Below are 11,934 nucleotides of genomic sequence, written 5' to 3'. Positions count from 1 at the left end.
TTTATCATCCGGGTCGTTCATTTACCGTCAATGTTTGAGAACGACCGGATTAATGTTCACGCAACACCTAGTTGTTTCAGTCAACGGAGTATTACATGTCCAGAAGGCTTCGCAGAACCAAAATCGTTACCACGTTAGGCCCAGCAACTGATCGCGATAACAACCTCGAAAAAATTATCGCTGCGGGTGCGAACGTCGTACGTATGAACTTTTCGCACGGCTCTCCAGAAGATCACAAAATGCGGGCGGATAAGGTCCGTGAAATTGCCGCAAAACTGGGACGCCATGTAGCTATTTTGGGTGACCTGCAGGGACCTAAAATCCGCGTATCAACCTTTAAAGAAGGTAAAGTTTTTCTTAATGTTGGCGACAAGTTCCTGTTAGACGCCAACCTTGGCAAAGGCGAAGGCGACAAAGAAAAAGTCGGGATCGATTATAAAGGTCTGCCTGCTGACGTCGTGCCAGGCGATATCCTGCTACTTGATGACGGTCGCGTACAGCTTAAGGTGCTGGAAGTCCAGGGAATGAAAGTCTTCACCGAAGTCACCGTCGGTGGCCCGCTGTCCAATAATAAGGGCATCAACAAATTGGGCGGCGGTCTTTCTGCTGAAGCCCTGACCGAAAAAGATAAAGCTGACATCGTCACTGCAGCGCAAATCAGCGTTGATTATCTGGCCGTCTCCTTCCCGCGCTGCGGCGAAGACCTGAACTATGCCCGTCGTCTGGCGCGCGACGCAGGTTGCGATGCGAAAATCGTCGCCAAGGTAGAACGTGCGGAAGCTGTCTGCGACCAGAATGCGATGGATGACATCATTCTGGCTTCCGACGTGGTGATGGTCGCGCGTGGCGACCTGGGCGTTGAAATCGGCGATCCTGAGCTGGTAGGTATTCAAAAAGCGTTGATTCGTCGCGCACGTCAGCTGAACCGTGCGGTCATTACCGCCACACAGATGATGGAGTCGATGATTACCAACCCAATGCCGACCCGTGCGGAAGTGATGGACGTGGCTAACGCCGTTCTGGACGGTACCGATGCCGTTATGCTCTCTGCAGAAACGGCAGCAGGTCAGTACCCGGCAGAAACCGTCGCGGCAATGGCTCGCGTATGCCTGGGTGCCGAGAAGATCCCGAGCATCAATGTCTCCAAACACCGTCTTGACGTGCAGTTTGACAACGTCGAAGAAGCAATTGCTATGTCAGCGATGTATGCCGCTAACCACCTGAAAGGGGTAACCGCTATCATCGCGATGACTGAGTCTGGTCGTACCGCGCTGATGACCTCTCGTATCAGTTCTGGCCTGCCGATTTTCGCGATGTCTCGTCATGAGCGTACGCTGAATCTGACCTCTCTGTATCGCGGTGTCACCCCGGTTCACTTTGACAGCGAAACTGATGGCGTGGTTGCCGCAAATGAAGCGGTGAACCTCCTGCGCGATAAAGGTTATCTGGTTTCCGGCGACCTGGTGATTGTGACCCAGGGCGATGTCATGAGCACCATTGGCTCAACCAATACCACGCGTATTCTGACCGTCGAGTAACTACTGTCTGATGTAAAAAGGCCTCTCACATGAGAGGCCTTTTTTTATTTCTTCGGATAGAGATCTTTGCGTTTATAAGGCTCAATTTCACCCGGTTTACGCGTCTTAAGCAGTTTTAAAATCCAGGTGTATTGCTCAAGGTGTGGGGCAACAAAAATTTCCACCTCTTCGTTCATTCGTCTGGCAATTGTGTGATCATCCGCCGTCAGGATGTCATCCATCGGAGGACGTACCTGGATCGTCAGGCGGTGCGTTTTACCATCATATACCGGGAACAGAGGCACCACGCGCGCATGGCACACCTTCATCAGACGGCCAATCGCCGGTAACGTTGCTTTATAGGTCGCAAAAAAGTCCACAAACTCGCTGTGTTCAGGACCATGGTCCTGATCCGGCAAATAGTATCCCCAATATCCCTGACGTACAGACTGAATAAACGGTTTGATACCATCGTTACGCGCATGCAGGCGGCCACCGAAACGACGGCGCACCGTGTTCCAGACGTAATCGAATACCGGGTTTCCCTGGTTGTGGAACATCGCCGCCATTTTCTGCCCCTGGGAAGCCATCAACATCGCCGGGATGTCCACCCCCCAGCCATGAGGAACGAGAAAAATCACCTTTTCATCGTTGCGACGCATCTCTTCGATGATATCCAGGCCTTGCCAGTCAACCCGACTCTGAATTTTCTCTGGGCCGCGTATCGCCAGTTCCGCCATCATGACCATCGCCTGAGGCGCGGTCGCGAACATTTCATCGACAATGGCCTCGCGCTCAGCTTCACTACGCTCAGGAAAGCAGAGAGACAAATTGATCAATGCTCTGCGACGCGAGCTTTTTCCCAGTCTTCCGGCGAGCCGTCCGAGCTTTGCCAAAATAGGATCGCGGAATGATGCTGGCGTTAACGCAATCCCGGCTATCGCCGCCACGCCAAGCCAGGCGCCCCAGTAGCGCGGATGACGAAATGATTTGTGAAACTCAGGGATATACTCAATATTCTTTTTTTTCGTTTCCATGCTCTTCCAGTGTCTGGTATCGCGAAAAGTAAATCTGCTGATAGTGTAGCGGCGCACCGTGTGCCGTACAAAATAAAAAAGCCGGCACGCATCGCGTACCGGCTCTGTCAGTGTGCTAATTAATCAAAACGCAGCTGAGGAACAACTTCTTTCACCTGTGCCAGGTAATCAGTGCGATCTGAACCGGTCAACCCTTCTGTACGCGGCAGTTTCGCCGTCAGCGGGTTAACAGCCTGCTGGTTGATCCAAACTTCGTAATGCAGGTGCGGGCCCGTTGAACGTCCGGTATTGCCTGACAGCGCGATACGGTCGCCACGTTTCACTTTTTGTCCTGGCTTAACCAATAGCTTACGCAGGTGCATATAACGCGTAGTGTAGGTGCGACCATGACGTACCGCAACATAGTACCCAGCGGCGCCGCTGCGCTTCGCGACAACCACTTCACCATCACCCACCGATAGCACTGGCGTCCCCTGCGGCATCGCAAAGTCGACACCTTTATGCGGCGCTACGCGTCCCGTCACCGGGTTCAGGCGACGTGGGTTAAAGTTCGAGGAGATGCGGAACTGTTTCGCCGTTGGGAAACGCATAAAGCCTTTCGCCAGTCCGGTACCATTTCGGTCATAGAACTTACCGTCTTCAGCGCGGATGGCGTAATAATCTTTGCCTTCAGAACGCAAACGCACGCCCAGCAGTTGGCTTTGCTCACGTTTGCCGTCGAGCATTTCGCGAGACATCAGCACCGAGAACTCATCGCCTTTTTTCAGTTTGCGGAAATCCATCTGCCACTGCATGGCCTTGATCACCGCACTGATTTCAGAACTGGTCAGCCCGGCATCTTTAGCACTGGCAACGAAGCTCCCGCCGACTGTGCCTTTGATACGGCTGTTGACCCAATCGCCCTGCTGCATTTCGCTACTCATTTTGAAACCCGTCGCAGTGCGATCGTAAGTACGAGTTTCGCGACGAGAAACTTCCCAGGTCAGGCGTTGCAGGTCACCTTCCGCGCTTAGCGTCCAGGAAAGTTGCTGGCCAATTTTCAGGTTACGCAACTCTTTATCGGAAGCAGCAAGCTGGCTGATGTCACCCATATCGATGCCGTACTGATTCAGAATACTGCTCAGCGTATCGCCCGTAGAGACGACATACTCATGCACACCGGCCTCACCAGACGTTTTGTCATCCAGTTCATCCTGGGGGATAGCTTCATCTTCCTGAGCGGCCTGATCGATAGGTTCGCTGGCCTCAGGCAACAGAGAACGAATCTCGCTTTTTTCCAGCTCGATAGTTTTGACGATGGGTGCAGAATCGGGGTGGTAAACATAGGGCCGCCAGACAGCGACGGCCAATGTCAGTACGGTAAGCGACCCCAGCATAACGCGATGGGGTCGCGGCAGATTATTAAATGCCAGAGCGACAGAGCGGGCTATCTGTTGCACGTATTCACTTCCTCATTAATCTCCTTTCAGGCAGCTCGCATACTGGTTGGCTAATTGGTTCAAAAACGCTGAATAGCTTGTTTTACCCAGTTTGATATTCGTTCCGAGTGGATCCAATGTTCCCATTCGAACGGTTGTCCCTCTCGCGACGGCTTCAACGACCGCTGGCCTGAACTGTGGCTCAGCAAAAACGCAGGTTGCTTTTTGCTCAACCAACTGTGTTCTTATTTCATGTAAACGCTGCGCACCAGGTTGAATCTCAGGGTTCACGGTAAAGTGACCAAGCGGTGTTAGTCCGTAGTGTTTCTCGTAGTAGCCATAGGCGTCATGAAAAACGAAATAACCTTTGCCCTTGAGCGGCGCGAGCTCGTTACCTACCTGCTTATCGGTTGCGGCTAATTGTGCCTCAAAATCCTTCAGGTTGGCGTCAAGTTTGGTTCGACTTTGCGGCATAAGTTCCACTAATTTTTCATGGATTGCAACCGCTGAGGCCCGCGCTATCTCTGGGGAGAGCCAAAGATGCATGTTGTAATCGCCGTGATGGTGATGCTCGTCACTTTTTTCACCACCCGCATCGCTGTGTCCATGATCGTCATCGTCGTCGTCAGCACCTTTCATGAGTAACGGTTTCACGTCATTAAGCTGCGCAATCGTTACCTGTTTCGCGTTAGGAATATTCTTGACTGACTTTTCCATAAACGCTTCCATCTCAGGTCCAATCCACACGACTAAGTCCGCGCCCTGTAAGCGTTTTACGTCTGAAGGACGCAGTGAGTAATCGTGTTCGGAAGCCCCGTCAGGCAGCAGAACCTGGGTATCAGTTACCCCATCAGCAATGGCTGAAGCGATAAATCCCAGCGGCTTAAGAGACGCCACAACGGCGGCATTTGCCGCCTGTGTTGCACTACCCCAAAGAGCAGCGGATAATGCTGCGAAAAGAAGCGTATTTTTATGTAACATAATGCGACCAATCATCGTAACGAATGTAAGAAATGTGATATTATAACATTCTATAACTTCTGCAAGACTAAAATTGATATGACGACTTTGGTTTCACTGGAAAATGTCTCGGTCTCTTATGGTCAACGCCGCGTCCTTTCTGACGTATCGCTTGAACTTCGACCCGGTAAAATTTTGACGCTTCTCGGCCCAAATGGTGCCGGGAAGTCAACCCTGGTGCGCGTTGTTTTAGGGCTGGTAGCGGCTGACGAGGGAGTTATCAAGCGTAATGGTCAATTGCGGATTGGCTATGTGCCGCAAAAGCTGTACCTCGATACCACGCTTCCGCTGACGGTCAGTCGTTTTCTGCGCTTACGTCCCGGCACCAAAAAAGAGGATATTCTTCCGGCGCTGAAGCGCGTTCAGGCCGGGCATCTGATGAATGCGCCGATGCAAAAACTCTCTGGCGGGGAAACGCAACGCGTCCTGTTGGCCCGTGCTTTATTGAATAAGCCTCAGCTACTGGTTCTTGATGAACCGACCCAGGGTGTGGATGTCAATGGTCAGGTCGCACTGTACGATCTTATCGACCAGTTACGACGTGAACTGGATTGCGCCGTACTGATGGTTTCCCATGACCTGCATCTGGTGATGGCTAAAACCGATGAAGTGCTGTGCCTCAACCACCATATTTGCTGTTCCGGCGCACCGGAAGTGGTTTCCATGCACCCGGAATTCATCTCAATGTTCGGGCAACGCGGCGCCGAACAACTCGGAATTTACCGTCATAATCATAATCATCGCCACGATTTACAGGGTCGTATCGTCTTACGCCGGGGAAATGGTCACTCATGATTGAATTGTTATTACCCGGTTGGTTAGCCGGGATCATGCTGGCCTGTGCCGCCGGCCCACTCGGCTCGTTCGTTGTCTGGCGTCGTATGTCTTATTTTGGTGATACGCTGGCCCACGCTTCACTGCTGGGCGTCGCTTTTGGTCTGCTGCTGAATGTAAATCCTTTCTATGCCGTCATTGCCGTGACCCTGATGCTGGCGGCCGGTCTGGTATGGCTGGAGAAGCGCCCTCACCTCGCGATCGATACCTTGCTTGGTATTATGGCGCACAGCGCGTTGTCATTGGGGCTGGTTGTCGTCAGCTTGATGTCAAACATCCGCGTGGATCTGATGGCCTACCTGTTTGGTGATTTACTCGCCGTGACGCCAGAAGATCTCATATCCATCGCCATTGGCGTGATTATCGTTCTGGCGATTCTGTTCTGGCAGTGGCGCAACCTGCTGTCGATGACCATCAGTCCGGACCTGGCGTTTGTCGATGGCGTGAAGCTGCAACGCGTTAAGCTGTTGCTGATGCTGGTTACAGCTTTAACTATCGGTGTGGCGATGAAGTTTGTCGGGGCGCTGATTATCACCTCTCTACTGATCATCCCTGCGGCAACCGCCCGTCGTTTCGCCCGCACACCGGAACAGATGGCAGGCGTCGCCATTGGTGTGGGTATGATAGCGGTTACAGGGGGGCTGACCTTCTCAGCCTTTTATGATACCCCAGCAGGGCCATCCGTGGTGCTGTGTGCCGCGCTGCTGTTTATCTTCAGCATGATGAAAAAGCAGGCGAGCTAAGCGAGTGTTGCCCGGTGGCGCTGCGCTTACCGGGCCTACAAAATCGCCCTGGCCTGGTGAGCGTAGCGACTTCAGCCGCTAAGGCATCTCTGGCGGCGTGATCCCGAAATGGTTCCAGGCGCGCACCGTTGCCATTCTTCCGCGCGGCGTACGCTGCAGAAAACCTTGCTGAATCAGATACGGCTCCAGCACATCCTCAATGGTTTCACGTTCTTCCCCGATCGCCGCCGCCAGGTTATCCAGGCCGACCGGTCCACCGAAGAATTTATCGATCACCGCCAGCAGCAGCTTGCGGTCCATATAATCGAAGCCTTCCGCGTCGACGTTGAGCATATCCAGCGCCTGAGCGGCGATATCCGCCGAAATGGTGCCGTCATGCTTCACCTCCGCAAAATCACGTACCCGGCGTAATAAACGGTTGGCGATACGCGGCGTACCACGGGCGCGACGCGCCACTTCCAACGCCCCTTCATCGCTCATTTCCAGTCCCATGAAGCGGGCGCTACGTCCGACAATGTGCTGCAGATCGGCAACCTGATAGAACTCCAGTCGCTGCACAATACCAAAGCGATCACGCAGCGGGGACGTTAACGACCCGGCGCGCGTCGTCGCCCCAATCAGGGTAAACGGCGGCAGATCGATCTTAATTGAACGTGCAGCAGGCCCTTCGCCAATCATGATATCCAGTTGATAATCTTCCATCGCCGGATACAGCACCTCTTCCACCACCGGCGACAGGCGATGGATTTCATCGATAAAGAGAACATCGTGGGGTTCAAGGTTAGTGAGCATCGCCGCCAGATCGCCCGCTTTCTCCAGCACAGGTCCGGATGTGGTGCGCAGGTTGACGCCCATTTCATTGGCCACAATATTGGCAAGCGTGGTTTTACCGAGGCCAGGAGGACCAAAAATCAGCAGGTGATCGAGGGCATCACCGCGCAGCTTTGCCGCCTGAATAAAAATCTCCATTTGCGAGCGTACCTGAGGCTGGCCAATATACTCTTCCAGCAATTTAGGGCGGATCGCACGATCCACCAGGTCTTCAGGTGTCGTGCTGACAGCCGAAATCAGGCGATCTGCTTCAATCATCCTTTACCTCACAATGCCGCGCGAAGCGCTTCACGAATCAGGGTTTCACTGCTGGCATCAGGGCGAGCAATTTTGCTCACCATGCGGCTGGCTTCCTGTGGTTTATAGCCTAACGCCACCAGCGCAGCAACCGCTTCCTGCTCGGCGTCCTCCGTTGCCGGACTTGCCGGAGAGGTCAGGACCAGATCCGCCGCCGGGGTAAAGAGATCGCCATGCAGACCTTTAAAGCGGTCCTTCATTTCTACAATCAAACGCTCGGCAGTTTTCTTTCCAATGCCGGGTAACTTCACCAGCGCGCCAAGTTCTTCACGTTCAACGGCATTCACGAACTGCTGGGCAGACATACCGGAGAGGATCGCCAGCGCCAGCTTCGGGCCTACGCCATTGGTTTTAATTAACTCTTTAAATAGCGTGCGTTCTTGCTTGTTGTTGAAGCCATACAGCAACTGCGCGTCTTCACGCACCACAAAATGGGTGAAGATAATCGCTTCCTGTCCGGCTTCCGGCAGCTCGTAAAAACAGGTCATGGGCATATGCACTTCATAGCCTACCCCACCCGTTTCCAGAAGGACCAGCGGGGGTTGTTTTTCAAGAATGATGCCTCTGAGTCTGCCTATCACATGACGCTCCTGCGTTAAGGGCTAAAAGGTAATGCGCTATCATAAAAAAAGGCTGGATAGATATCCAGCCTCATTTGTCACTAACGTAACCGACCTCGCGCCAGATTCAGCCTCGACTCGCTCATTTGCATGGCATTCTGACTGACATGGCAGTGGGTAATGGCAATCGCCAACGCATCCGCGGCGTCCGCCTGCGGGTTGGCGGGCAGCTTCAGTAGCGTACGCACCATATGCTGCACCTGACTTTTTTCCGCGCTACCGATACCAACCACGGTCTGTTTTACCTGGCGGGCCGCGTATTCAAAGACCGGAAGGTCCTGATTGGTCGCCGCAACGATTGCCACGCCGCGCGCCTGCCCCAGCTTTAGCGCCGAGTCGGCATTCTTCGCCATAAAAACCTGCTCAATGGCAAAATAGTCCGGCTGGAACTGGGTAATAATCTCCGTCACGCCCGCATAAATCAGCTTCAGACGTGACGGAAGATCGTCGACTTTGGTGCGAATACAGCCGCTGCCGAGGTAGGTCAGTTGCCTGCCGACCTGACGGATTACGCCATAACCGGTAATGCGTGACCCCGGGTCAATGCCGAGAATAATAGACATCACGCATCTCCTGTTATTGTATGGCTTAACCACATCATTCTAAGGTCGCAGCAACCTCATCGGAGATCTCACCGTTGTGGTAAACTTCCTGTACGTCGTCGCAGTCTTCCAGCATATCGATCAGACGCATCAGTTTCGGTGCCGTTTCTGCATCCATGTCTGCTTTAGTGGACGGGATCATCGTCACTTCAGCGCTGTCTGCTTTCAGGCCAGCCGCTTCCAGCGCGTCACGCACTTTGCCCATCTCTTCCCACGCGGTGTAAACATCAATTGCGCCGTCGTCGTAGGTCACTACATCTTCTGCACCGGCTTCCAGTGCCGCTTCCATGATGGTGTCTTCGTCGCCTTTCTCAAAAGAGATCACGCCTTTTTTGCTGAACAGGTAAGCCACGGAGCCGTCGGTGCCCAGGTTACCGCCGGTTTTGCTGAACGCATGACGCACTTCAGCCACGGTACGGTTACGGTTGTCAGACAGGCATTCAATCATCACCGCGGTGCCGCCAGGGCCGTAACCTTCATAGATGATGGTCTCCATATTCGAGTCTTCATCACCGCCCACGCCACGCGCGATGGCACGGTTCAGGGTGTCACGGGTCATGTTGTTGGACAGCGCTTTATCCACCGCCGCGCGCAGACGCGGGTTAGCATCCGGATCGCCCCCGCCCAGCTTAGCCGCCGTCACCAGCTCACGAATGATTTTGGTGAAAATTTTACCGCGCTTGGCATCCTGCGCGGCTTTACGATGTCTGGTATTGGCCCATTTACTATGACCTGCCATAAATAATATCTCCAAAAAGCGCGCCTTCTCAGGCGACGTTAATCACAAATTCTTCAATCGCCTGCCGATTACTCCACGACTTGGTTAACTGGGCGGCTTCAACCGCATTAACCCAACGATAGGTCAGATGTTCGGTGAACACGATCTCTCGTTCTGAGGGAAGTGCCAGGCAAAACCAGGATTCAGTATTACGTTCAATTCCCGGCGCATAGCGATGACGTAAATGGCTAAAAATCTCAAACTCCACCGTGCGCTGACAGTCAATTAAGGTCAGTTGCTCAGTCGCAACATCAATGGCGACCTCTTCCTTTACTTCGCGCATGGCGGCCTGCGACGCGGTTTCACCCTCTTCCAGACTGCCGGTGACCGACTGCCAGAAGTCAGGATCGTCGCGTCGCTGTAACATCAGCACTCTCCCGGTGTCCTTTGCATAAATCACGACCAACACCGAGACAGGCTGTTTGTACTTCATATCAGTTATTCTCGGCCTTCTTCACAACCTGAATGCTCAGTTCCGCCAGCGCTGCTTCGTTAGCGAAGCTTGGCGCTTCAGTCATCAGACACGCGGCTGCCGTCGTTTTCGGGAAGGCAATAACGTCGCGAATGTTATCAGTACCCGTCAGCAACATGGTCAGACGATCCAGACCAAACGCCAGGCCCGCATGCGGCGGAGTACCATATTTTAGCGCATCCAGCAGGAAGCCGAATTTCTCGCGCTGCTCTTGCTCGTTAATGCCCAGAATACCGAATACGGTCTGCTGCATGTCACCGTTGTGAATACGTACGGAACCACCACCTACTTCATAGCCGTTGATAACCATATCGTAAGCATTGGCAACCGCATCTTCCGGCGCAGCTTTCAGCTCAGCAGCGGTCATGTCTTTCGGCGAGGTGAACGGGTGGTGCATCGCGGTCAGACCGCCTTCACCATCGTCTTCAAACATCGGGAAGTCGATGACCCACAGCGGCGCCCATTTCGACTCGTCGGTAATACTCAGATCTTTACCCAGTTTCAGACGCAGCGCGCCCATCGCGTCGGCAACCACTTTCTTGTTGTCGGCACCGAAGAAAATCATGTCGCCGTCTTGCGCTCCGGTACGCGCCAGAATCGCTTCCACGATTTCTGCGTTCAGGAACTTAGCCACCGGGCTGGTGATACCTTCCAGACCTTTCGCACGCTCGGTGACTTTGATGTAAGCCAGACCTTTCGCGCCGTAGATCTTAATAAAGTTACCGTAATCATCGATCTGCTTACGGCTTAAGCTCGCACCGCCCGGTACGCGCAGAGCGGCTACACGGCCTTTCGGATCGTTCGCCGGACCAGAGAACACCGCGAACTCAACGTCTTTCACCAGATCGGCGACGTCAACCAGTTCCATTGGGTTACGCAGGTCTGGTTTATCAGAGCCGTAACGGCGCTCAGCCTCGGCAAAGGTCATGATCGGGAAATCGCCCAGATCCACACCTTTCACTTCCAGCCACAGATTCCGCACTAACGCTTCCATTACTTCACGCACCTGCGGCGCAGTCATGAAAGACGTCTCGACGTCGATCTGGGTAAATTCAGGCTGACGGTCAGCACGTAAGTCTTCATCGCGGAAGCATTTTACGATCTGATAGTAGCGGTCAAAGCCAGACATCATCAGCAGTTGTTTGAACAGCTGAGGAGACTGCGGCAGCGCGTAAAACTTGCCTTTATGAACGCGGGAAGGCACCAGATAGTCACGCGCCCCTTCCGGCGTCGCTTTGGTCAACATCGGGGTTTCGATGTCAAGGAAGCCGTGATCGTCCATAAAACGACGCACCAGGCTGGTAATTTTGGCGCGTGTTTTCAGGCGCTGCGCCATTTCAGGACGACGCAGATCCAGATAACGATACTTCAGACGCGCTTCTTCGGTATTGACGTGGTTAGAGTCCAGCGGCAGTGAGTCTGAGCGGTTGATGATGGTCAGATCGGACGCCAGTACTTCAATTTCGCCAGTCGCCATATCGGCATTGACGTTTTTCGCATCACGCGCACGCACGGTGCCCGTAACCTGGATGCAGAACTCATTACGCAGTTCGGAGGCCAGCTTTAACGCGTCCGCACGGTCCGGATCGAAAAATACCTGCACGATACCTTCGCGGTCGCGCATATCGATAAAGATCAGGCTACCAAGGTCACGACGACGGTTGACCCAACCACACAGAGTCACCTGCTGCCCCTCGTGGGACAGACGTAGCTGCCCGCAATATTCTGTACGCATGAGATATCCCTTAACTTTGCCGCAGGCGGA

At 53.6% G+C, this 11,934-nt stretch carries 12 protein-coding genes; 3 read left to right on the top strand and 9 right to left on the bottom strand.

All coding sequences use genetic code 11. From position 1 onward, the window contains the following. The first annotated feature begins 95 nt into the window (after nucleotides 1-95). Nucleotides 96-1,538, top strand: a complete 1,443-nt coding sequence (gene pyk / locus M4I31_RS09895; protein WP_038641420.1) for a pyruvate kinase — start codon at nucleotides 96-98, stop codon at nucleotides 1,536-1,538. A 44-nt stretch (nucleotides 1,539-1,582) separates the two neighbouring features. On the opposite strand, the gene lpxM is transcribed toward pyk, so the two are convergent. From lpxM to znuA, 3 genes are all read right to left on the bottom strand, one after another. Beyond that, the gene (lpxM, locus tag M4I31_RS09890) at nucleotides 1,583-2,554 is read right to left on the bottom strand and encodes a lauroyl-Kdo(2)-lipid IV(A) myristoyltransferase (RefSeq protein WP_085048042.1); all 972 of its coding nucleotides are present in this window, start codon (nucleotides 2,552-2,554) and stop codon (nucleotides 1,583-1,585) included. 119 nt (nucleotides 2,555-2,673) lie between these two features. After that, nucleotides 2,674-3,993, bottom strand: coding sequence for a murein DD-endopeptidase MepM (mepM, locus tag M4I31_RS09885; RefSeq protein WP_050764953.1), 1,320 nt, complete (start codon nucleotides 3,991-3,993; stop codon nucleotides 2,674-2,676). A 15-nt stretch (nucleotides 3,994-4,008) separates the two neighbouring features. Next, nucleotides 4,009-4,953 (bottom strand): zinc ABC transporter substrate-binding protein ZnuA, encoded by a 945-nt coding sequence (znuA, locus tag M4I31_RS09880; RefSeq protein WP_085048260.1) that lies wholly within the window; start codon nucleotides 4,951-4,953, stop codon nucleotides 4,009-4,011. A 78-nt stretch (nucleotides 4,954-5,031) separates the two neighbouring features. Between znuA and znuC the strand changes: the two genes are divergently transcribed. Both znuC and znuB read left to right on the top strand, forming a co-directional pair. Continuing rightward, nucleotides 5,032-5,787 (top strand): zinc ABC transporter ATP-binding protein ZnuC, encoded by a 756-nt coding sequence (gene znuC / locus M4I31_RS09875; RefSeq protein ID WP_006684140.1) that lies wholly within the window; start codon nucleotides 5,032-5,034, stop codon nucleotides 5,785-5,787. Continuing rightward, entirely contained in the window at nucleotides 5,784-6,569 is a 786-nt protein-coding gene (gene znuB, locus M4I31_RS09870) for a zinc ABC transporter permease subunit ZnuB (protein WP_085048041.1), read from the top strand. The genes znuC and znuB overlap by 4 nt, the downstream gene beginning before the upstream one ends. Before the next feature lie 78 nt (nucleotides 6,570-6,647). Here the strand turns inward: znuB and ruvB are convergent, their stop codons facing one another. The 6 genes from ruvB to aspS form a co-directional block, all read right to left on the bottom strand. Further along, nucleotides 6,648-7,658, bottom strand: coding sequence for a Holliday junction branch migration DNA helicase RuvB (ruvB, locus tag M4I31_RS09865; protein WP_005120696.1), 1,011 nt, complete (start codon nucleotides 7,656-7,658; stop codon nucleotides 6,648-6,650). 8 nt (nucleotides 7,659-7,666) lie between these two features. Next, a complete protein-coding gene (ruvA, locus tag M4I31_RS09860) occupies nucleotides 7,667-8,278 on the bottom strand; it encodes a Holliday junction branch migration protein RuvA (RefSeq protein ID WP_038641428.1) in 612 nt (203 codons plus the stop codon). A gap of 80 nt (nucleotides 8,279-8,358) precedes the next feature. Beyond that, on the bottom strand, nucleotides 8,359-8,880 hold the full coding sequence (gene ruvC, locus M4I31_RS09855; RefSeq protein ID WP_003034867.1) for a crossover junction endodeoxyribonuclease RuvC: 522 nt from the start codon (nucleotides 8,878-8,880) through the stop codon (nucleotides 8,359-8,361). 34 nt (nucleotides 8,881-8,914) lie between these two features. Then, entirely contained in the window at nucleotides 8,915-9,658 is a 744-nt protein-coding gene (locus M4I31_RS09850) for a YebC/PmpR family DNA-binding transcriptional regulator (protein ID WP_006684137.1), read from the bottom strand. A gap of 28 nt (nucleotides 9,659-9,686) precedes the next feature. Beyond that, on the bottom strand, nucleotides 9,687-10,130 hold the full coding sequence (gene nudB, locus M4I31_RS09845) for a dihydroneopterin triphosphate diphosphatase (protein WP_038641430.1): 444 nt from the start codon (nucleotides 10,128-10,130) through the stop codon (nucleotides 9,687-9,689). A 1-nt stretch (nucleotide 10,131) separates the two neighbouring features. Then, a complete protein-coding gene (aspS, locus tag M4I31_RS09840) occupies nucleotides 10,132-11,904 on the bottom strand; it encodes an aspartate--tRNA ligase (protein ID WP_042307805.1) in 1,773 nt (590 codons plus the stop codon). Nucleotides 11,905-11,934: the final 30 nt, after the last annotated feature.

It is taken from the genome of Citrobacter sp. XT1-2-2 (assembly GCF_023516235.1).
GTDB lineage: Bacteria > Pseudomonadota > Gammaproteobacteria > Enterobacterales > Enterobacteriaceae > Citrobacter > Citrobacter werkmanii.
This window is presented reverse-complemented; position numbering and strand designations above follow the sequence as displayed.

Excerpts from the sequence above, each read along its gene's own strand:
- znuB (WP_085048041.1), top strand. The coding sequence starts at position 5,784 with ATGATTGAATTGTTATTACCCGGTTGGTTAGCCGGGATCATGCTGGCC.
- pyk (WP_038641420.1), top strand. The coding sequence starts at position 96 with ATGTCCAGAAGGCTTCGCAGAACCAAAATCGTTACCACGTTAGGCCCA.
- ruvC (WP_003034867.1), bottom strand. The coding sequence starts at position 8,880 with ATGTCTATTATTCTCGGCATTGACCCGGGGTCACGCATTACCGGTTAT.
- znuA (WP_085048260.1), bottom strand. The coding sequence starts at position 4,953 with ATGTTACATAAAAATACGCTTCTTTTCGCAGCATTATCCGCTGCTCTT.
- M4I31_RS09850 (WP_006684137.1), bottom strand. The coding sequence starts at position 9,658 with ATGGCAGGTCATAGTAAATGGGCCAATACCAGACATCGTAAAGCCGCG.
- lpxM (WP_085048042.1), bottom strand. The coding sequence starts at position 2,554 with ATGGAAACGAAAAAAAAGAATATTGAGTATATCCCTGAGTTTCACAAA.
- aspS (WP_042307805.1), bottom strand. The coding sequence starts at position 11,904 with ATGCGTACAGAATATTGCGGGCAGCTACGTCTGTCCCACGAGGGGCAG.
- znuC (WP_006684140.1), top strand. The coding sequence starts at position 5,032 with ATGACGACTTTGGTTTCACTGGAAAATGTCTCGGTCTCTTATGGTCAA.
- ruvB (WP_005120696.1), bottom strand. The coding sequence starts at position 7,658 with ATGATTGAAGCAGATCGCCTGATTTCGGCTGTCAGCACGACACCTGAA.
- nudB (WP_038641430.1), bottom strand. The coding sequence starts at position 10,130 with ATGAAGTACAAACAGCCTGTCTCGGTGTTGGTCGTGATTTATGCAAAG.